At 62.4% G+C, this 18,311-nt stretch carries 21 protein-coding genes; 11 read left to right on the forward strand and 10 right to left on the reverse strand.

The window, feature by feature from the left end; translation table 11 throughout:
• Nucleotides 1-176 precede the first annotated feature (176 nt).
• The 4 genes from DGA31_RS10750 to DGA31_RS10765 all read left to right on the forward strand — a co-directional run bounded on the left by DGA31_RS10750 (nt 177) and on the right by DGA31_RS10765 (nt 3,327).
• On the forward strand, nt 177-1,427 hold the full coding sequence (locus DGA31_RS10750) for a CynX/NimT family MFS transporter (RefSeq protein ID WP_109512507.1): 1,251 nt from the start codon (nt 177-179) through the stop codon (nt 1,425-1,427).
• A 98-nt stretch (nt 1,428-1,525) separates the two neighbouring features.
• Nucleotides 1,526-2,017 carry a nuclear transport factor 2 family protein gene (locus tag DGA31_RS10755; protein WP_056841593.1) on the forward strand — a complete coding sequence of 164 codons (492 nt, stop codon included), beginning with the start codon at nt 1,526-1,528 and terminating at the stop codon, nt 2,015-2,017.
• On the forward strand, nt 2,010-2,327 hold the full coding sequence (locus DGA31_RS10760) for a GIY-YIG nuclease family protein (RefSeq protein ID WP_240043441.1): 318 nt from the start codon (nt 2,010-2,012) through the stop codon (nt 2,325-2,327). The genes DGA31_RS10755 and DGA31_RS10760 overlap by 8 nt, the downstream gene beginning before the upstream one ends.
• Nucleotides 2,328-2,394: 67 nt before the next feature.
• Nucleotides 2,395-3,327 carry a glutathione S-transferase family protein gene (locus DGA31_RS10765; RefSeq protein ID WP_109512509.1) on the forward strand — a complete coding sequence of 311 codons (933 nt, stop codon included), beginning with the start codon at nt 2,395-2,397 and terminating at the stop codon, nt 3,325-3,327.
• 243 nt (nt 3,328-3,570) lie between these two features.
• Here DGA31_RS10765 and DGA31_RS10770 read toward each other — a convergent pair whose 3' ends face one another.
• Both DGA31_RS10770 and yejK read right to left on the reverse strand, forming a co-directional pair.
• Complete coding sequence (locus tag DGA31_RS10770; RefSeq protein WP_056841590.1) at nt 3,571-3,921, reverse strand: glutaredoxin family protein; 351 nt, start codon at nt 3,919-3,921, stop codon at nt 3,571-3,573.
• Between the two features lie 4 nt (nt 3,922-3,925).
• Nucleotides 3,926-4,927 (reverse strand): nucleoid-associated protein YejK, encoded by a 1,002-nt coding sequence (gene yejK, locus DGA31_RS10775; RefSeq protein ID WP_056841589.1) that lies wholly within the window; start codon nt 4,925-4,927, stop codon nt 3,926-3,928.
• Nucleotides 4,928-4,941: 14 nt separating this feature from the next.
• Here yejK and DGA31_RS29785 point away from each other — a divergent pair, with 14 nt between their 5' ends.
• Both DGA31_RS29785 and DGA31_RS10780 read left to right on the forward strand, forming a co-directional pair.
• Nucleotides 4,942-5,079 carry a hypothetical protein gene (locus tag DGA31_RS29785; protein ID WP_153811671.1) on the forward strand — a complete coding sequence of 46 codons (138 nt, stop codon included), beginning with the start codon at nt 4,942-4,944 and terminating at the stop codon, nt 5,077-5,079.
• A 211-nt stretch (nt 5,080-5,290) separates the two neighbouring features.
• Nucleotides 5,291-5,572 (forward strand): HU family DNA-binding protein, encoded by a 282-nt coding sequence (locus DGA31_RS10780; protein ID WP_056841588.1) that lies wholly within the window; start codon nt 5,291-5,293, stop codon nt 5,570-5,572.
• A gap of 71 nt (nt 5,573-5,643) precedes the next feature.
• On the opposite strand, the gene rlmF is transcribed toward DGA31_RS10780, so the two are convergent.
• Together rlmF and DGA31_RS10790 are read right to left on the reverse strand one after the other, a co-directional pair.
• Nucleotides 5,644-6,654 (reverse strand): 23S rRNA (adenine(1618)-N(6))-methyltransferase RlmF, encoded by a 1,011-nt coding sequence (gene rlmF, locus DGA31_RS10785; protein ID WP_109512510.1) that lies wholly within the window; start codon nt 6,652-6,654, stop codon nt 5,644-5,646.
• Between the two features lie 75 nt (nt 6,655-6,729).
• Nucleotides 6,730-9,576, reverse strand: coding sequence for a valine--tRNA ligase (locus tag DGA31_RS10790; RefSeq protein WP_056841586.1), 2,847 nt, complete (start codon nt 9,574-9,576; stop codon nt 6,730-6,732).
• A 176-nt stretch (nt 9,577-9,752) separates the two neighbouring features.
• Here DGA31_RS10790 and DGA31_RS30225 point away from each other — a divergent pair, with 176 nt between their 5' ends.
• Nucleotides 9,753-9,992 (forward strand): hypothetical protein, encoded by a 240-nt coding sequence (locus DGA31_RS30225; RefSeq protein WP_241509563.1) that lies wholly within the window; start codon nt 9,753-9,755, stop codon nt 9,990-9,992.
• The gene (locus tag DGA31_RS10795; protein WP_241509564.1) at nt 9,949-10,860 is read left to right on the forward strand and encodes an RHS repeat-associated core domain-containing protein; all 912 of its coding nucleotides are present in this window, start codon (nt 9,949-9,951) and stop codon (nt 10,858-10,860) included. Before DGA31_RS30225 ends, DGA31_RS10795 begins: the two co-directional genes overlap by 44 nt.
• Before the next feature lie 43 nt (nt 10,861-10,903).
• Here the strand turns inward: DGA31_RS10795 and DGA31_RS10800 are convergent, their stop codons facing one another.
• From DGA31_RS10800 to DGA31_RS10810, 3 genes are read right to left on the reverse strand one after another with little or no spacing between them, the layout of a single operon-like run.
• Nucleotides 10,904-11,311, reverse strand: coding sequence for a DNA polymerase III subunit chi (locus DGA31_RS10800; RefSeq protein WP_109512620.1), 408 nt, complete (start codon nt 11,309-11,311; stop codon nt 10,904-10,906).
• A 7-nt stretch (nt 11,312-11,318) separates the two neighbouring features.
• Entirely contained in the window at nt 11,319-11,747 is a 429-nt protein-coding gene (locus DGA31_RS10805; protein ID WP_109512511.1) for a DNA polymerase III subunit chi, read from the reverse strand.
• A gap of 49 nt (nt 11,748-11,796) precedes the next feature.
• Nucleotides 11,797-13,287 carry a leucyl aminopeptidase gene (locus DGA31_RS10810; RefSeq protein ID WP_109512512.1) on the reverse strand — a complete coding sequence of 497 codons (1,491 nt, stop codon included), beginning with the start codon at nt 13,285-13,287 and terminating at the stop codon, nt 11,797-11,799.
• Nucleotides 13,288-13,605: 318 nt separating this feature from the next.
• Between DGA31_RS10810 and lptF the strand changes: the two genes are divergently transcribed.
• Both lptF and lptG read left to right on the forward strand, forming a co-directional pair.
• Nucleotides 13,606-14,733: an LPS export ABC transporter permease LptF gene (gene lptF, locus DGA31_RS10815; protein ID WP_056841582.1), complete on the forward strand. Its 1,128-nt coding sequence runs from the start codon at nt 13,606-13,608 to the stop codon at nt 14,731-14,733.
• Nucleotides 14,720-15,781 carry an LPS export ABC transporter permease LptG gene (lptG, locus tag DGA31_RS10820; RefSeq protein ID WP_109512513.1) on the forward strand — a complete coding sequence of 354 codons (1,062 nt, stop codon included), beginning with the start codon at nt 14,720-14,722 and terminating at the stop codon, nt 15,779-15,781. The genes lptF and lptG overlap by 14 nt, the downstream gene beginning before the upstream one ends.
• A gap of 117 nt (nt 15,782-15,898) precedes the next feature.
• On the opposite strand, the gene DGA31_RS10825 is transcribed toward lptG, so the two are convergent.
• The gene (locus tag DGA31_RS10825) at nt 15,899-16,384 is read right to left on the reverse strand and encodes an RDD family protein (protein WP_109512514.1); all 486 of its coding nucleotides are present in this window, start codon (nt 16,382-16,384) and stop codon (nt 15,899-15,901) included.
• Between the two features lie 98 nt (nt 16,385-16,482).
• Nucleotides 16,483-16,695, reverse strand: coding sequence for a cold-shock protein (locus DGA31_RS10830; protein WP_056841579.1), 213 nt, complete (start codon nt 16,693-16,695; stop codon nt 16,483-16,485).
• Between the two features lie 246 nt (nt 16,696-16,941).
• Here DGA31_RS10830 and DGA31_RS29790 point away from each other — a divergent pair, with 246 nt between their 5' ends.
• Nucleotides 16,942-17,088: a hypothetical protein gene (locus tag DGA31_RS29790; protein WP_153811672.1), complete on the forward strand. Its 147-nt coding sequence runs from the start codon at nt 16,942-16,944 to the stop codon at nt 17,086-17,088.
• 9 nt (nt 17,089-17,097) lie between these two features.
• On the opposite strand, the gene gcvT is transcribed toward DGA31_RS29790, so the two are convergent.
• A complete protein-coding gene (gene gcvT / locus DGA31_RS10835) occupies nt 17,098-18,222 on the reverse strand; it encodes a glycine cleavage system aminomethyltransferase GcvT (RefSeq protein ID WP_109512515.1) in 1,125 nt (374 codons plus the stop codon).
• Nucleotides 18,223-18,311 lie beyond the last annotated feature (89 nt).

Raw genomic sequence — 18,311 nt, forward strand, 5'->3', positions numbered from 1 at the left:
CATTCGATTGCGTTTCAAGCCGTCATGGGCGACCCCCCGTCTTGACTGACTGGCACGAATACGTGAGGTCCACGCCACTCGCTTGCAGCAGGCTGAACCTTGTAATCCCCGGGCGTCTCCAACAGGATATTCGGCCCTCCCTGCGACGAGGGCGATACCTGATACCTGAGGACCCAATGACTGCCAAGGCACCGCGCGACCCTTCACCTTCCAATGACACCCTGATCCACGCCCCGGATGGCCCTGCACCGGCGCGCCTGCGTACCTGGCTGTTGCTGCTGGGCCTGGTGCTGGTGGCCATCAACCTGCGTCCGGCGCTGTCGAGCGTGGCGCCGCTGCTCAATGACGTCTCGAGGGCGCTGGGGCTGTCGGCGGCACAAGCCGGCCTGTTGACCACCCTGCCAGTGCTGTGCCTGGGGCTGTTTGCACCGTTGGCACCCTGGCTGGCCCGACGCTTTGGCAGTGAGCGGGTGGTGCTGGGCATTCTGTTCGTCCTGGCGCTGGGCATCGGCCTGCGCAGCACCCTGGGCACTGTCGGGCTGTTTGCCGGCAGCCTGCTGGCCGGAGCCAGTATCGGCGTGATCGGCGTGTTGTTGCCCGGTATCGTCAAGCGCGACTTTGCGGCCCAGGCCGGCGCGATGACCGGTGTCTACACCATGGCATTGTGCCTGGGCGCGGCCCTGGCAGCCGGGGCCAGCGTGCCGCTGAGTCAGCTGTTCGGCGACCGCTGGGATGCCAGCCTGGCGTTCTGGGCGATTCCGGCCTTGCTGGCAGCACTGTTCTGGTGGCCACAGGCGCGTCCGTCCCACGATACGCAGCGCACACAAGTACGTGTGCGCGGCCTGCTGCGTGATCCGCTGGCCTGGCAAGTGACCCTGTACATGGGCCTGCAATCGTCGCTGTCGTACATCGTGTTTGGCTGGCTGCCCTCGATCCTGATCGGTCGCGGCCTGGAGCCGACCGAGGCCGGCCTGCTGCTGTCCGGTTCGATCATCTGCCAGCTCATCAGCGCCTTGAGCGCGCCCTGGCTGGCCACCCGTGGCAAGGACCAGCGCCTGGCGATCGTGGTGGTCATGGGCATGACCCTGACCGGCCTGTTCGGTTGCCTGTATGCCCCGGTCGAAGGCTTGTGGGGCTGGGCGATCATTCTGGGTATTGGCCAGGGCGGGACTTTCAGCCTGGCCCTGGCGCTGATCGTGCTGCGCTCGGCTGACTCGCATGTGGCCTCGAACCTGTCGGGCATGGCTCAGGGCATCGGCTACACGGTCGCCTCTATCGGGCCGTTTGCCGTGGGTGTGGTGCATGACCTCACCGGTACCTGGGGACCGATCGGCTGGATTTTCGGCCTGCTGGGCCTGGGTGCGGTCATCGCCGGCCTTGGAGCGGGACGGGCGCGGCAGGTGCAGGTCACCCGCGATACGCCCTGAGCAACAGTCCTGAGCCGCAAGGGCTGCATGAGGCAGTTGGCAAGCAGGCCGTTTGCCGCTTATCGTGCAGCCACCTTTCCGCCAGGACGTCTGCCCGCATGGACTACGAAGAACAAAGCCAGCTCAACAGTGCCGTGATCAGCCGTTTCTACGAGGCTTTCCAGCGCCTCGATGCCGAGGCCATGGCCGAGTGCTACAGCGAGGATGTGTTGTTCAGCGACCCGGTGTTCGGCACCCTGCGCGGCGCCCAGGCCGGCGACATGTGGCGCATGCTCACCGCCCGTGCCCAGAACTTCTCGGTAACCTTTGATCAGGTCCGTGCCGACGACCGCACCGGCAGTGCGCACTGGGTGGCGACTTATCTGTTCAGCCAGACCGGACGCACCGTGGTCAACGCCATTCAGGCGCGCTTTGTGCTGCGCGACGGCAAGATCTGCGAACACCACGACCATTTCGACCTGTGGCGCTGGTCACGCCAGGCACTGGGCTTCAAGGGCCTGTTGCTGGGCTGGTCGCCCCTGGTGCAGAACGCCATTCGTGCCCAGGCGCACAAGGGCCTCAAGGCGTTTGGCGAGAAACGGCGTGGCTGAGGTCACGCCCGAGGACGTGCCGGAAAAACCCTGGTACGTCTATCTGGTGCGCGCGGCCAACGGCTCGTTGTACTGCGGCATCAGCAACGACCCTTATCGCCGGTTTCTCATGCACCAGAGCGGCAAGGGCGCGCGCTATTTCCACTCCAGCCCGGCGGTGGCACTGGTGTACGTGGAAGCCTGGCCGAGCAAAGGCGAGGCGTTGCGCCACGAGCGGCTGATCAAGAAGCTGCGCAAGCGTGCCAAGGAAGCCTTGGCCGACTCTGCGGGGCTTTTGGCCATTTCCGGGACCGCAGCAGAGGCGTACTGAGATCGCGATAGGCACGGCTGTTGTGCACGCGCTAAGCTCAGGACTTTTCCACGCAAGGAATCGATCCATGTCCGAGCTGATCCTGCACCATTACCCGGCTTCTCCCTTCGCTGAAAAAGCCCGCCTGATGCTGGGCTACAAGGGCCTGTCGTGGCGTTCGGTATTCATCCCGGCGGTCATGCCCAAGCCCGACCTGACCGCGCTGACCGGCGGTTACCGCAAGACCCCGGTGCTGCAGGTGGGCGCAGACATCTACTGCGACACCGCGCTGATCGCCCGGCGCCTGGAACAGGAAAAAGCCTCGCCGGCGTTCTACCCCGAAGGCCAGGAATTTGCCGTCACCGCCCTGGCCGCCTGGGCCGACGCGACCCTGTTCCAGCACGCGGTCAGCCAGGTGTTCCAGCCCGAGTCGATCGCCCTGCGGTTCGCCAAGCTGTCGCCTGAAGCGGTAGAAGCCTTCAAGGCCGACCGCGCTGCGCTGTTTGCCGGTGGCGCAGCCTCGCGACTGCCCTTGCAGCAGTCGTTGCACCAGTGGCCGACCTTCATGGCGCGCCTTGAGCAACAACTGCAGCGTCATGGCGACTACCTGTTTGGCGAACCATCGATTGCCGACTTCGCCGTGGCTCACCCCATGTGGTTCCTGCGCCAGACCCCGGTGACGGCACCGGCGGTGGATAAATACCCGGCCGTGGTGGCATGGCTCAAGCGCGTCGAAGGGTTTGGCCACGGTGCCGCCAGCCCCATGAGCGCAGAAGACGCCATTCAGACTGCTTTCAATACCACCCCTGTTGAATTGCCGGCTGAAGGGTTCAACGATCCCAACGGTTTCAAGGCGGGTGATCAGGTCATGATTTCTGCTGTTGATTACGGTGTGGACGGGGTGGAAGGGCAACTGGTGCATGCCGGCACTGAAGAACTGATCCTGCGCCGCGAAGATGATCGCGCAGGCACCGTGCATGTGCACTTCCCGCGGCTGGGGTTCAGGATCGAGAAGCGCTAGGCGCATTGTCGCGCAGCAAACATGGGTCTTGTGTGGCGCGCGTTTACCGGAATGCCGGACCACCGCGACCGGCTGCGCAGCAGTCATAAATCTGCAGCGTTTCACAGATTTCTGCGAGCGCTTCGCGCTCAATCGCCGGCCGCCTCCCACAAGGAGTGAATTTTAAGCTCAATAAAATCGATAATTTATTTTGCGTTTGAAGGGCGCGCTCCTGCATCGGGCCAGTGTTGGCTGCGCGCCAGGTCACTGCAATGCCGCTTCGATTTGCTGGTCGGAAAAGTCGCGCAGCAGGGTGCCGTTGACATCGAGCAGCGGGATGCCACGCCCGCCCAGTGCTTCATAGGCCTGGCGGCCTTCGGCGCTGGTTTCGATGTCGTATTCTTTGAAGGCAATCCCTTTGCTGTCGAGCAGGCGCCGTGCCTGCTTGCAGTAGCCGCACCAACTGGTCGAGTACATCACCACCCGCGCCTGGCTGTAGCGCTGCGCCTGCTGGGCCGTGGGCGGGTTGATGAAGTGCTCGATCTGCCCCCGGTTCTGGTAGATGACCACCACCAGCAGAATCAGCGCGACCTTCTTGAGGGTCCGTTGCAGCATCGGTTCAGCGTCGTTTCAACTGGTCGGTGAGCTGGGTGGGCAGGCCCTTGATGATCAGGGTGCCGGCTTCCTCGTCGTACTCGACCTTGTCACCCAACAGATGGGCCTCGAAACTGATCGACAGGCCCTCGGCACGGCCGGTGAAGCGGCGGAACTGGCTCAGGGTGCGTTTGTCGGCCGGGATCTCCGGCGACAGGCCGTAGTCCTTGTTGCGGATATGGTCGTAGAACGCCTTGGGGCGTTCTTCGTCGATCAGCTCGGACAGCTCGTCCAGGGCGATGGGCTCGCCCAGCTTGCTCTGGCTGGTGGCATAGCTCACCAGCGCCTTGGTCTTTTCGCGGGTGGCTTCTTCGGGCAGGTCTTCGCTTTCGACGAAGTCGCTGAAGGCCTTGAGCAGCGTGCGGGTTTCGCCGGGGCCGTCGACGCCTTCCTGGCAGCCGATGAAGTCACGGAAGTACTCCGAGACCTTCTTGCCGTTCTTGCCCTTGATGAACGAGATGTACTGTTTAGACTGCTTGTTGTTCTGCCACTCGGAGATATTGATGCGCGCCGCCAGGTGCAACTGGCCCAGGTCCAGATGCCGCGACGGGGTGACATCGAGCGAATCGGTCACCGCCACGCCTTCGCTGTGGTGCAGCAAGGCAATGGCCAGGTACTCGGTCATGCCTTGTTGGTAGTGGGCGAACAGCACGTGGCCGCCGACTGACAGGTTGGATTCTTCCATCAGCTTTTGCAGGTGCTCGACCGCGGTGCGGGTAAAGGCGGTGAAGTCCTTGCTGGTCTCCAGGTACTCCTTGAGCCAGCCACTGAACGGGTAAGCCCCGGACTCGGGATGAAACAGCCCCCAGGCTTTGCCCTGTTTGGCGTTGTAGCTTTCGTTGAGGTCGGCCAGCAGGTTTTCGATGGCAGCGGATTCGGCCAGTTCGCTGTCGCGCGCATGCAGCACTGCAGGCGTGCCGTCGGGTTTCTTGTCGATCAGGTGGACGATGCAATGACGGATCGGCATGGATTTCTCGGCTCGTGAAAGTGAAGATCGGTGCGGCTCGTGGCAAGGCCGCCAGTGTACCGCAGGGTCGGCGCGAATGGCCGATGCGGCTGTTTTTCGTCCAACCAGCGATTTTCAATCGCTTTTTTTGCGCCAAAGTCCGCAAAACCTGACCAAAAGGATAGGCAGAGGCGGATATTTGCCCGGCTCTGTGCTAGTTTTGCGCGGTCCTGCGCACTCCAGCGCGTCAGGCATGCAGTTTGTGCGCGTGCTGGCGAACCAAATCATGGTTTCAGTATCTACAACTTCGCGATTGATCGTGGCTGCCAATGGCCGACGTTGCACTCTGCAATCCATATGAATTTTATAGGGAAGGAACACTACATGGCTCTTACCAAAGACCAGTTGATCGCCGATATCGCAGAAGCTATCGACGCGCCGAAATCCACCGCGCGTAGCGCCCTGGAGCAGTTGGGCCAGATCGTTGCTGATCAACTGGAAAACGGTGCTGAAATCACTCTGCCAGGTATTGGCAAGCTGAAAGTCACCGAGCGTCCAGCGCGTACCGGCCGCAACCCTTCGACTGGCGCTGCCATCGAAATCGCTGCCAAGAAAGTGGTCAAGTTCGTTCCAGCCAAAGTGCTGACCGACTCGATCAACAAGTAAGCTCACGCTTGCTTGAAAAAGCCGTGTACGGGTTCACCCGACACGGTTTTTTTATGCCTGCTGTCCGGCCCTCAGGCCTGGATCCAGCGCCCGGCGCGCCACGCAGCCTGCTCGGCGGCATCATGAAAGGTCCAGGCGACAAAGCGGCTCTGCTTCTGCCCCTGGCCCATCTCCACCACTCGCACCTCGAAGGCGCCGCTCTTTTTCAGGCGTTGCTGGATCTCGGGCAGGTTCGCTGCCTTGGACACCAAGGTGCTGAACCACAGCACTTGCTCAGGCAGTTGCGCGCTTTCGTCGATCAGGCGGGTGACAAAGCCGATCTCGCCACCCTCGCACCACAGTTCCTGCGCCTGGCCACCGAAATTGAGCACCGGCAGCTTGCGCTTGGGGTCAGCCTTGCCCAGGGCCCGCCATTTGCGCTGGCTGCCGCGCGTGGCTTCATCCAGCGAGGCATGGAAGGGTGGGTTGCACAGGCTCAGGTCAAAGCGCTCGGTGCTGTCGAGCAGGCCGTGCAGGATGTGCTGGCGGTTGCCTTGCTGGCGCAGGCTGATGGCCTTGCCCAGGCCGTTGGCCTTGACGATGGTGGCGGCGGCCGCCAGGGCCTTGGCGTCGATCTCCGAACCCAAGAAGTGCCAGCCGTAGTCGGCATGCCCCAGCAGCGGGTAGATGCAGTTGGCGCCAGTGCCGACGTCCAGCACCTTGACCGCCGCACCGCGCGGAATCACCTGCTGGTTATGCTCGGCCAGCAGATCGGCGAGAAAGTGCAGGTAGTCGGCGCGTCCCGGAATCGGTGGACACAGGTAGTCGGCCGGGATGTCCCAGTGTTTGATGCGGTAGTGCGCCTTGAGCAGCGCCCGGTTGAACACCCGTACCGCCTGTGGGTTGGCAAAGTCGATGCTCTGCTTGCCATAGGGGTTGAGGATGACGAACTCGGCCAGGTCCGGGCTGCTTTTGATCAGCGCCGGGAAGTCATAACGACCCTGGTGGCGGTTGCGCGGGTGCAGGGTGGCTTTTTCTTTAGGCGCGGCCGGCTTGGCCGGGCGTTGGGGTTTCTTGCGTGCAGGCTTGGGCGTGTCGGTCATGGCCGTATCCGATGGCAATTGGTACGTGCATAAAAAAGCCAGCCCGCGAACGGGCTGGCTGATCGTAACGCCGCTTCAGAGGCTGCTGATGCGGGCGTGTTGCTCGGCCAGCTTGCCCAGCGCCTGTTCGGCTTCAGTCAGCTTGGCGCGTTCCTTGGCGATCACCTCAGGCGGCGCCTTGTCGACGAAGGCGGCGTTGGACAGCTTGCCGCCCACGCGCTGCACTTCGCCTTGCAGGCGCTGGATTTCCTTGTCCAGGCGTGCCAGTTCCGCGCCCTTGTCGATCAGGCCGGCCATCGGCACCAGCACTTGCATCTCGCCCACCAGGCCGGTGGCCGACAGCGGTGCCTCGGCACCCGGCGCCAGGACGGTGATCGATTCGAGTTTGGCCAGCTTCTTGAGCAGGTGCTCGTTGTCGCCCAGGCGGCGTACGTCTTCGGCACTGGCGTTGTTGAGGAACAGTTGCAGCGGCTTGCCTGGGCCGATGTTCATTTCGCCACGAATGTTGCGCACCGCCAGCATCAGGCCCTTGAGCCATTCGATATCGCCTTCGGCGGCTTCATCGATACGGGCTTCGTTGGCCACCGGCCACGGTTGCAGCATGATGGTCTTGCCTTCGGCACCGGCCAGCGGCGCCAGGCGCTGCCAGATTTCCTCGGTGATGAACGGCATGAACGGGTGAGCCAGGCGCAGGGCGACTTCCAGCACGCGCACCAGGGTGCGACGGGTGCCGCGCTGGCGCTCGACCGGAGCGTTCTCGTCCCACAGCACCGGCTTGGACAGCTCCAGGTACCAGTCGCAGTACTGGTTCCAGATGAACTCGTACAGGGCCTGGGCGGCCAGGTCGAAGCGGAACTGGTCCAGTTGGCGGGTCACTTCGGCTTCGGTGCGTTGCAGCTGCGAGATGATCCAGCGATCCGGCAGCGACAGCTCATAGGCTTCGCCGTTCTGGCCGCAGTCCTCGCCCTTGTCCAGCACGTAGCGGGCGGCGTTCCAGATTTTGTTGCAGAAATTGCGATAGCCTTCGACGCGGCCCATGTCGAACTTGATGTCGCGGCCGGTGGAGGCCAGCGAGCAGAACGTAAAGCGCAGGGCGTCGGTGCCGTAGCTGGCGATGCCTTCGGCGAACTCCTGGCGGGTCTGTTTCTCGATCTTCTTGGCCAGTTGCGGTTGCAGCAGGCCGGTGGTGCGTTTCTGCACCAGGGTTTCCAGGTCGATGCCGTCGACGATGTCCAGCGGGTCCAGGACATTGCCCTTGGACTTGGACATTTTCTGGCCCTGGCCGTCGCGGACCAGGCCGTGCACGTACACGGTCTTGAACGGCACTTGCGGGGTGCCGTCTTCATTTTTCACCAGGTGCATGGTGAGCATGATCATCCGGGCGACCCAGAAGAAAATGATGTCGAAGCCGGTGACCAGCACGTCGGTGGAGTGGAAGGTCTTGAGCGCTTCGGTCTTTTCCGGCCAGCCCAGGGTGGAGAAGGTCCACAGGCCCGAGCTGAACCAGGTGTCCAGTACGTCATTGTCCTGTTGCAACGCCACGTCGCTGCCCAGGTTGTGCTTGGCGCGCACTTCGGCTTCGTCGCGACCGACATAGACCTTGCCCGAGGCGTCGTACCAGGCCGGGATGCGGTGGCCCCACCACAGCTGACGGCTGATGCACCAGTCCTGGATGTCGCGCATCCACGAGAAGTACATGTTTTCGTATTGCTTGGGCACGAAGGCGATACGGCCGTCTTCGACCGCGGCAATGGCAGGCTCGGCCAGCGGCTTGGTCGACACGTACCACTGGTCGGTCAGCCACGGCTCGATGATGGTGCCGGAGCGGTCGCCCTTCGGCACTTTCAGGGCGTGGTCGTCCACGCTGACCAGCAGGCCGGCGGCGTCGAACGCGGCGACGATGCGCTTGCGTGCCTCGAAACGGTCCAGGCCGGCGTACTCGGCCGGCCATTGACCGTCGACGTCTGTATTGAGCGTGCCGTCGAGGTTGAACACCTGGGCGGCCGGCAGCACGGCAGCGTTCTTGTCGAAGATATTGAGCAGTGGCAGGTTGTGGCGCTTGCCGACTTCATAGTCGTTGAAGTCGTGGGCCGGGGTGATCTTCACGCAGCCGGTGCCGAACTCGGGGTCGCAGTAGTCATCGGCGATGATCGGAATGCGGCGACCCACCAGCGGCAGCTCGACGAATTTGCCGATCAGGGCCTTGTAGCGTTCATCTTCAGGGTTCACGGCCACGGCCGCATCACCGAGCATGGTTTCCGGGCGGGTGGTGGCCACGACCAGGTAGCCATTGCCTTCGGCGGTGGTGGCGCCGTCAGCCAGCGGGTAGCGCAGGTTCCACAGGTGGCCTTTCTCGTCGTGGTTCTCGACTTCCAGGTCAGAAATGGCCGTGTGCAGCTTGGTGTCCCAGTTGACCAGGCGCTTGCCGCGATAGATCAGGCCGTCTTCGTGCAGGCGCACGAAGGCTTCCTGCACGGCGGCCGACATGCCGTCGTCCATCGTGAAGCGCTCGCGGCTCCAGTCCACCGAGGAGCCCAGGCGGCGAATCTGGCGACTGATATTGCCACCGGACTCGGCCTTCCATTCCCAGACCTTGTCCAGGAACTGCTCGCGGCCCAGGTCATGGCGGCTCAGGCCCTGGGCCTCGATGCGACGCTCGACCAGCATCTGGGTGGCGATGCCGGCGTGGTCGGTGCCCGGTTGCCACAGGGTATTGCGACCTTGCATGCGCCGGAAACGGATCAGGGCGTCCATGATCGCGTTGTTGAAGCCGTGGCCCATGTGCAGGCTGCCGGTCACGTTTGGCGGCGGAATCATGATGGTGTACGAGTCACCTGCGCCTTGCGGAGCGAAGTAGTTCTCGGACTCCCAGGTCTGGTACCAGGAAGTTTCGATGGCGTGCGGCTGGTAAGTCTTGTCCATGCGCGGCGGGAACCCTGTGACATTGATTCGGAAACCGGCAAGTATAGCCCTGCCGACCCGCGACAAGCCATAAGTGCCACGCGACAGGTTCGGCGGACCTCGCAGATCTGTTAGTTGGCGGCCGACAGGCGAGGGGGGATCATGCGGTGCATGAGCATGTTTACCGAGGCTGCACCATGAGCATTCTTGCTTCTACCATGACTGCTTACTGTCAGTATCGCTATGACGCGCTGGACCGTCTGGCCAGTACCGCAATAGAGGCACAGGCGCCGGTATGGCCGTTCTATCAAAGAAACCGCTTGAGCGTCGAGATACAAGGCGCGCTGCACCGGCGCGTAGTCCGTGTTCAGGACCGGTTACTGGCCGAGCAGCATGTTGATGGTTCGGGGGGGGCAGGTGGTTTTACTTGGCACTGACGTGCAAGGCAGTGTGTTGCAGGCGCTGGATGGGCACGGTTCACAGTCGTTCGGCTACAGCCCTTATGGGCATCGGCCGCCGGCAAATACGTTTCTGGGTTTTAACGGAGAGCGTCCTGATCCGGTGACCGGGCATTACTGGCTGGGCAATGGTTATCGTGCGTTCAATCCGGTGTTGATGCGTTTTAACCAGCCGGACAGTCTGAGCCCGTTTGGGCGGGGTGGGCTGAATGCGTATGCGTATTGCTCGGGGGATCCGGTTAACAGAAATGATCCAAGCGGTCATGCCCCCCTGTCACGTGTTCTTGGCATGAGGCTTTCACCCTTTGAGAAACTGCCAGGTGAAATGCATGAGTTGATATTCAAACATCTTTCTAAAGACGAACTGCTCAATGTGAGCCTAACGTCCTCTACGATGAATAATCGAGTGCTGGGAGTCTCAAAGACAGCTAAGGTCGACGCTACGGATCCTGAAGCGCTTTTGAAAATAAAGCAGGATTTGCAAGGACGCAGGCCCGATGTGTTACCCGCCAGGCTCAAACGTGACAAATCTTATAAAAATACGTTTGAGCAAGCTGGACGAATTCAAGAAGAAAAAATGATTGAGCAGCGTTCAGTGAGTGAAGGAAATATTCAGTCATTCCTGGACAGTGTCGCGGACAAAAAAGGCGCACAACCTTTGGACTATGTTAAAGCGCTGACTCGAAAGAGACGGGGGTACTCATCAACTCCTGAGCGGTTGGCAGAGCTTGATTCGATACCTGGCAGGCTTAATTACTTGGTGTCTCGACACGCCATGCTTTTACAGGAACATGAAAGAACACGAGCTTTGATTAAAAAGATTCGCTCGAATCTTGTCCCCCGGTAGTCGCCATCCGCACGCCTCATTCGCACCTTCACCGCGCGTCTGCTCACTTCGGATACTGACTCAACAACCGCTCTAGCCGCGCCTCAAGCCTTCGCTTGATCTCGGTCTCGATATGCGGCGCAAAGTCGTTGATCACGTCCTGCATGATCAGTTGCGCGGCCGAGCGCAGTTCGGTGTCCAGGTGCAGGAGGGCATCGACACTGGGCGCTGCAGGTTTTGCCGGTGCCGGTGCAGCAGCCACGGGCGGTGGTGCGAGCTGGGCAACCGGTGCAGGCGCCGGAGCCGGTTGTGGCGAGCGTTCGACCCTGTCGGACAGCATAGGGATCTGCGTGTCGCTGAGCACCGTTTCGGTCAACAGCGGCGGTTGCAGGTTTTCATCTTCCAGCAGCCTGCGGATCGATTCAAGGTCGTTCAACAGGTGTGCCGATTCTGCTTTTTTTGAAGTGTCCATCGTGTGCTCAAAGACGCTGTAGTCGGTGATCTTGCGGAGCATAGCCTTGTTTGCGGTATTCCCGGAAGCTCTCGCGGGCCGACAGGCGGATCGTCGGTTCTTCGGTCACCACTTCGGCCACGCGGGCAAAACGCTTGAAAAAAGGGGCGATGCGTAGGTCGAGGTTGATCAGCAAATCCTGATGCGCGCCCGGATCATCGCCCAGGCCCAACACCACAGGGGCGTGTGCGTCGGTTTCGGCATCGCCGTGCGGCACGAAGCTTTCACCCTTGAAGCGCCACAGCCGGGCGTCGAGGTCGGCACGCTGGGTGGCGTCGCTGCAATGCAGGTAGACCCGGTGGCCGAGGCGCCAGGCTTTCTCGGTGAGCTTGCAGGCAAAGTCCAGCCGCGCTTCGAGGGTGGGGCTGGGCAGGATATAGAAGTCGATCTGGGTCATAGGCGGTTACCGGCTGCGCCTTGCCGGCCAGGCAAGGCGCAGTGCGCGGTCAGGCTCCGGCGCGGTCGAGCAGGTACTGGGTCAGCAACGGCACCGGACGGCCCGTGGCACCCTTGTCCTTGCCGCCGCTGAGCCAGGCGGTGCCGGCGATGTCCAGGTGCGCCCAGTCATAGGCCTTGGTGAAGCGCGACAGGAAGCACGCCGCCGTGATGGTGCCGGCCTTCGGGCCGCCGATGTTGCCGAGGTCGGCGAACGGGCTGTCCAGTTGCTCCTGGTATTCGTCGAACAGCGGCAGCTGCCAGGCGCGGTCGTCGGCTTGCTTGCCGGCGTCGAGCAGCTGGTTGACCAGCGCATCGTTGTTGCCCAGCAGGCCCGAGGTATGGGCGCCCAGGGCCACGACGCAGGCGCCGGTCAGGGTGGCGATGTCGATCACCGCCTGTGGCTTGAAGCGCTCGGCATAGGTCAGGGCATCGCACAGGACCAGGCGGCCTTCGGCGTCGGTGTTGAGGATCTCGACCGTCAGGCCGTTCATGGTGGTGACGATATCGCCCGGGCGGGTCGCGGTGCCGCTGGGCATGTTCTCGGCGGCGGCGATGATGCACACCAGGTTGATCGGCAATTGCAACTCCAGCACCGCACGCAGGGTGCCGAACACACTGGCCGCGCCGCACATGTCGAATTTCATTTCGTCCATGCCGGCGGCCGGCTTGATGCTGATGCCGCCGGTGTCGAAGGTGATGCCCTTGCCGACCAGCACGTAGGGCTTCTCGCTCTTTTTGCCGCCCTGATACTGCATGACGATCAGGCGCGGTGGCTGGGCGCTGCCCTGGGCCACGGCCAGGAACGAGCCCATGCCCAGTTCCTTGAGTTTCTTCTCGTCGTGCACCTCGACCTTGAGGTTCTTGTGCGCCTTGCCCAGCGCCTTGGCCTGTTCGCCCAGGTAGGTGGGATGGCAGATGTTCGGCGGCAGGTTGCCCAGGTCGCGGGTCAGGGCCATGCCAGTGGCGATGCCACGGGCGTGGGTGACGGCGCTTTCGACTTCGGCGGTGCTGGCCTTGGCGGTCAGCAGGGTGATTTTCTTCAGGACCGAAACCGGAGCCTTGGTGGTCTTGAACTGGTCGAAGACGTATTCGCCGTCGAGCAGGGTCTCGGCCAGCAGGCGGGTCTTGCCGTAGGTTTCACGCTGCTTGACCCGAACTTCGTCCAGCGCGATGGCCGCATCGTTGCCACCCAGGCCCTTGAGGCTGGACAGGATGCCCGCGATGACTTTCTTGAACTGGCGATCAGACAGCTCTTCGTCCTTGCCCACGCCCACCAGCAGCACGCGTTCGGCCTTGAGGTTGGGCAGGCTGTGCAGCAGCAGGCTCTGGCCGACCTTGCCGGCCAGGTCGCCGCGCTTGAGCACCGCTGTCAGGGCACCGCCGCTCAGGGTATCGACGCTTTTGGCCGCTGCACCCAGCGTGCGGCCTTCGCCGACGGCCAGGATCAGGGTGGCGGTTTTCAAGGTTTCTGGGCTGACGCTTTTAACAACCAATTCCATGTAGGGTCCCCGAATGACTGTGAGCTTTGCAATTGCATGAATGAAGGATCAGCGCGCGGCAGGGCCGGGCGGGTTCCAGGCGTATGCAAGCGACTATTTGCACAGGCCTGGATTGAAGTCGACCCGCAGTTTGACCCTGTGCGGCAACGGCTGACAACCCCGATCGAGCGCTGTAGGACATGGATGTGAGAACTATCCGGGCCGCGCAGTGACAGAAGCAGTCAATCACAGGATAATGCCGCATCTTTTTCGCCTGTACCGTGGCTCGTCTTTTCCCTTGTCCGGCCAAGTGCGCCTGGCAAACCTGGAGTGTCTGGTTTGATTGTCTTTCGTTATCTGTCCCGGGAAGTGCTGGTCACATTGAGTGCGGTCAGCGCCGTGCTGCTGGTCATCATCATGAGCGGGCGCTTCATCAAGTACCTGGCCCAGGCGGCCTCGGGTGCGCTCGACCCTGGCGTACTGTTCCTGATCATGGGCTTTCGCCTGCCGGGCTTTCTGCAACTGATCCTGCCGCTGGGGCTGTTTCTCGGCATCCTGCTGGCGTACGGCCGGCTGTACCTGGAAAGCGAGATGACCGTGCTGGCGGCCACCGGCATGAGCCAGCAGCGCCTGCTGGCCATTACCCTGGCGCCGGCGGCGCTGATCGCCCTGCTGGTGGCCTGGCTGAGTTTCAGCCTGGCACCGCAGGGGGCTGCGCAGTTCTCGGTGCTGATCAACAAGCAGGATTCGCTGACCGAGTTCGACACCCTGGTGCCCGGACGTTTCCAGGCGCTGCGTGACGGCACCCGCGTGACCTACACCCAGCAATTGTCCGAAGACCGTACCCAACTGGGCGGTATCTTCATTTCCGAGCGGCGCCTGTCCGGCGACAAGAGCAAGGAGAGCGGCATCACCGTGCTGGTCGCCGAGAAGGGCCGCCAGGAAGTGCGTCCCGACGGCAGCCGCTTCCTGGTGCTGGAAAACGGCTATCGCTACGACGGCAACCCGGGCGAGGCCAATTACCGGGCCATCCAGTACGACACCTACGGTGCCCTGCTGCCCAAGCCTGAAATCAGCGCCGAAGTCACCGAGCGCGATGCGATCCCCACCGCCGAGCTGTTCGGCAACGACACCCCGCGTTACCAGGCCGAACTGCACTGGCGCATGTCGCTGCCGATCCTGGTGTTCATCGTGACCCTGATGGCCGTGCCCCTGTCGCGGGTCAACCCGCGCCAGGGCCGTTATCTGAAACTCTTGCCGGCGATTCTTCTGTACATGGCCTACCTGACGATTCTGATTGCCGTGCGCGGCGCCCTGGAGAAGGGCAAGCTGCCCATGGCCCTGGGTATGTGGTGGGTTCATGGGCTGTTCCTGGCGATCGGCCTGTTGCTGCTGTACTGGGAGCCGCTACGCCTGAAGCGGGCGGCTCGCCGCAGCGCAGGGGAGGTGGCTCATGGGAATGCTTGATCGCTACATCGGCAAGAGCGTCTTCGTGGCGATCCTGGCCGTGCTGGGCATCATCCTCGGGCTGGCGTCGCTGTTTGCGCTGATCGACGAGATGGGCGACATCAGCGACAGCTACACGTTGATGGACGCCGGCGCCTTCGTGCTGCTTACCGCGCCGCGCCGGGTCTACGAAATGCTGCCGATGGCCGCACTGATCGGCTGCCTGATCGGCCTGGGCAGCCTGGCCAGCAGCAGCGAGCTGACCATCATGCGCGCCGCCGGCGTGTCCATCGGCCGCATTGTCTGGGCGGTGATGAAGCCGATGCTGGTGCTGATGCTGGTCGGTGTGCTGGTGGGCGAGTACGTGGCGCCGGCCGCCGAGAACAAGGGCCAGGCCGACCGCTCGCTGGCCCAGGGCACCGGCGAGTCACAAAGCGCCAAGCATGGCCTGTGGCACCGCCAGGGTGATGAGTTCATCCATATCAACAGCGTGCAGCCCAACGGGCTGATGTACGGCGTGACCCGCTACCGCTTCGACGAGCAGCGCCACATGCTGACTTCCAGCTTTGCCCGGCAGGCCAACTACCAGCAGGATTACTGGGAACTGAGCGATATCACGACCACGCATTTCCGCAATGGCCAGACCGATATCGTCAAGACACCGACCGAGCGCTGGGACGTCTCCCTGAGCCCGCAGTTGCTGAGCACGGTGATCATGCCGCCGGAATCGTTGTCGATCACCGGCCTGTGGAGCTATGCCCATTACCTGGGTGACCAGGGCCTGAACAACGGCCGCTACTGGCTGGCGTTCTGGACCAAGGTGCTGCAGCCGCTGGTGACCGTGGCGCTGGTGCTGATGGCCATTTCGTTCATCTTCGGCCCGCTGCGTTCGGTGACCCTGGGCCAGCGCGTATTCACCGGCGTGCTGGTGGGCTTCATCTTCCGCATCGCCCAGGACCTGCTGGGGCCTTCGAGCCTGGTGTTCGGCTTCTCGCCACTGTTCGCCGTGCTGGTGCCGGCCGGTGTCTGTGCCGTGGCCGGGGTGCTGCTGCTGCGCCGGGCCGGGTAAGAAATCTGTTGGAGCGACCAACGGTCGAGAATGCCGCACTGCGGGTCTTTTCGCGACCGTTGGTCGCTCCTACGGGTATCTCCATCATGCGTTGTGTGTGATCGGCGGCGCTTTGCTTCAGCCGCGAGCAGGCAAGCGCACCAGCACGCTGTTGGAATACCGGTCGTGCCAGGTGCGGCCCTGTCGGTCGTACAGGCTCCAGAAAAATCCCGCGCCAAAGCACAGCGCCGAAGCGATGGCGACCATGAAGCGCAGCAGCGCCTGGGTCAGGCTGATGGCGCTGCCATCGGTGTTCTGCACCCGTACGCCCCAGGCTTGCATGCCCAGCGTCTGGCCGCTACGGGTCCAGAACCCGCCATAAAAGGCAAAGGCCGCCAGCAACAGCAACGTCGACAGTACCGGGTCACCATCCATGGCGCCTGAGTCGCTCAACTGGCGCAGGCGCGCCTGACCGACGAAGGCCATCCAGATCAATTTATAGATAAAAGCCGTGACGATCAGGATCGCCAGGCACAGCAGCAGGTCATAGCCCGCAGCGGCCAGGCGTCGCAACAGCGGGGCGGGGGCAAAGGCACCTTGCGGCTGGAGCAGGCGTGTGGGCATGGCGGAGCCTCGTTGAATCAGGCCGGTGGCGCGACATGACGCCCACAAAAAAGCCCCTGATAACTGAATATCAGGGGCTTTCGGCGATCACGCAGTGATCAGGCTTCGGCTTGTACTTCGTCAGCCTGCAGGCCTTTCTGGCCTTGAACAGCGACGAAAGTCACTTTCTGGCCTTCTTTCAGGCTCTTGAAGCCGTTGCCCTGAATCGCGCGGAAGTGCACGAACAGATCCGGACCGCTTTCAGGAGTGATAAAACCAAAACCTTTTTCGTCGTTGAACCACTTGACGGTACCGCTCTGACGTTGAGACATGTTCTTATTTCCTTGACGCTTGAATTTAATGACAGACTCTTTCGACGGGTTAATGGAAGTCGAAAAAGTACTGGGGCTGGTTGCAGGAAGTAAGAAACGTAGAGCGGGATGTAGCGATACTTAGAGCTACTGCCCAGGTCCCGATTCAGCGACCTTTGCAAACACAGTTCGAGAACTCTACGCCAACTCTCGTTACAAAAACAAGCCCTGCAGAGCCCCTATTTCAAAGGGCTTGAGCAATGCCCAATGATTGTTCATGGCGCACAGGTTTATCCCGGTGCCAGCCTGCCCGTGCACTTTGTCAGTGCAGTGTGTCAGGCGATCGAGAGCGCATTGCCGCCTGATGAAAAAAGACCGATCACGCTGTTTTTTTGCCATCAGGCGGAATATTGACGTCGGTCGTCAGCCCCGGAAGTAACGCGGTGCCACGAAAGGCATTTTGCTGACTCGCAGGGGGACTTTCTTGCCCCTGACCAGCGCAAAGACCTCGCTGTCCAGCGCACTGAAACGGCTCTCTACATAACCCATCGCCAGGGGGCCGCCCAGGCTTGGGCCGAAGCCACCGCTGGTGACTTCGCCGACAGGGCGATCGTGCTCATCGACGATCACTGCCCCTTCACGCACAGGCGTTCTTTCCTGTGGCAACAGGCCGACCCGCTTACGTTGAGTGCCCTCCTGCTGCCGGGCGAAAATGCGTTCGGCGCCAGGGAAGCCACCGGCTCGCGCGCCGTCGACGCGACGGGCCCTGGAAATGGCCCAGAGCAGGCTCGCCTCCACAGGCGAAGTGTCACCATTCATGTCATGGCCATACAGGCACAGGCCTGCTTCCAGGCGCAACGAGTCACGGGCACCCAGGCCGATGGCCTCCACTTCCGGCTCTGCCAGCAGGCGCCGCGCCAGGGCATCGGCCTCGGCGGCCGGCACGGAAATTTCGAAGCCGTCTTCACCGGTGTAGCCGGAGCGGCTGACGAAGCAGTCGCTGCCCTGGATCGATACACGGGCGAACTGCATGAAGGTCATGCCGGCCACGCTCGGCGCCAGCCGGGTCAGCACTGCAGCGGCCTGGGGACCTTGCAGGGCGAGCAGGGCGCGCTCCTCGAACAGCGATTCGATCTTGCACTGTCCGGCCAGGTGCTGACACAGGTGCGCCAGGTCCTGGTCCTTGCAGGCGGCGTTGACCACCAGCAACCACTGCTCGTCGCCGAGCCTGGCCACCATCAGGTCATCGAGGATGCCGCCCTCGGCGTTGGTGAACAGCGCATAGCGCTGCATGCCCACCGGCAGGTCGATGATGTCCACCGGCACCAGGGTTTCCAGGGCGCGGGCTGCATCGGGGCCGCTGAGCAGGATCTGGCCCATGTGCGAGACATCGAACAGTCCGGCCTGGGCACGGGTGTGCAGGTGTTCCTTCATGACCCCGAGCGGGTATTGCACGGGCATGTCGTAACCGGCGAACGGCACCATCCTGGCCCCCAGTTCGCGGTGCAGGGCGTGCAGCGGTGTAACCTGCAAAGATTCGTCAGACATGGTCGATTCCTTGGACATAAGGCGTACGAGACGTACGAGAGGCCCGGCCCCGGCATCGGGGCGGACCTGGCAAGAGGGGGATCAGGCAG

Origin of the sequence: Pseudomonas ovata (assembly GCF_003131185.1) — a bacterium.
Classification (GTDB): Bacteria; Pseudomonadota; Gammaproteobacteria; order Pseudomonadales; family Pseudomonadaceae; genus Aquipseudomonas; species Aquipseudomonas ovata.

Excerpts from the sequence above, each read along its gene's own strand:
- DGA31_RS10810 (WP_109512512.1), bottom strand. The coding sequence starts at position 13,287 with ATGGAATTGGTTGTTAAAAGCGTCAGCCCAGAAACCTTGAAAACCGCC.
- DGA31_RS10795 (WP_241509564.1), top strand. The coding sequence starts at position 9,949 with ATGTTGATGGTTCGGGGGGGGCAGGTGGTTTTACTTGGCACTGACGTG.
- DGA31_RS10830 (WP_056841579.1), bottom strand. The coding sequence starts at position 16,695 with ATGTCTCAACGTCAGAGCGGTACCGTCAAGTGGTTCAACGACGAAAAA.
- DGA31_RS10750 (WP_109512507.1), top strand. The coding sequence starts at position 177 with ATGACTGCCAAGGCACCGCGCGACCCTTCACCTTCCAATGACACCCTG.
- DGA31_RS10800 (WP_109512620.1), bottom strand. The coding sequence starts at position 11,311 with ATGGACACTTCAAAAAAAGCAGAATCGGCACACCTGTTGAACGACCTT.
- DGA31_RS10780 (WP_056841588.1), top strand. The coding sequence starts at position 5,291 with ATGGCTCTTACCAAAGACCAGTTGATCGCCGATATCGCAGAAGCTATC.
- DGA31_RS10805 (WP_109512511.1), bottom strand. The coding sequence starts at position 11,747 with ATGACCCAGATCGACTTCTATATCCTGCCCAGCCCCACCCTCGAAGCG.
- DGA31_RS29790 (WP_153811672.1), top strand. The coding sequence starts at position 16,942 with ATGATTGTTCATGGCGCACAGGTTTATCCCGGTGCCAGCCTGCCCGTG.
- DGA31_RS10790 (WP_056841586.1), bottom strand. The coding sequence starts at position 9,576 with ATGGACAAGACTTACCAGCCGCACGCCATCGAAACTTCCTGGTACCAG.
- gcvT (WP_109512515.1), bottom strand. The coding sequence starts at position 18,222 with ATGTCTGACGAATCTTTGCAGGTTACACCGCTGCACGCCCTGCACCGC.
- yejK (WP_056841589.1), bottom strand. The coding sequence starts at position 4,927 with ATGCCGATCCGTCATTGCATCGTCCACCTGATCGACAAGAAACCCGAC.
- DGA31_RS10770 (WP_056841590.1), bottom strand. The coding sequence starts at position 3,921 with ATGCTGCAACGGACCCTCAAGAAGGTCGCGCTGATTCTGCTGGTGGTG.
- rlmF (WP_109512510.1), bottom strand. The coding sequence starts at position 6,654 with ATGACCGACACGCCCAAGCCTGCACGCAAGAAACCCCAACGCCCGGCC.
- DGA31_RS10755 (WP_056841593.1), top strand. The coding sequence starts at position 1,526 with ATGGACTACGAAGAACAAAGCCAGCTCAACAGTGCCGTGATCAGCCGT.
- DGA31_RS10825 (WP_109512514.1), bottom strand. The coding sequence starts at position 16,384 with ATGCCCACACGCCTGCTCCAGCCGCAAGGTGCCTTTGCCCCCGCCCCG.
- DGA31_RS30225 (WP_241509563.1), top strand. The coding sequence starts at position 9,753 with ATGAGCATTCTTGCTTCTACCATGACTGCTTACTGTCAGTATCGCTAT.
- lptG (WP_109512513.1), top strand. The coding sequence starts at position 14,720 with ATGGGAATGCTTGATCGCTACATCGGCAAGAGCGTCTTCGTGGCGATC.
- DGA31_RS10765 (WP_109512509.1), top strand. The coding sequence starts at position 2,395 with ATGTCCGAGCTGATCCTGCACCATTACCCGGCTTCTCCCTTCGCTGAA.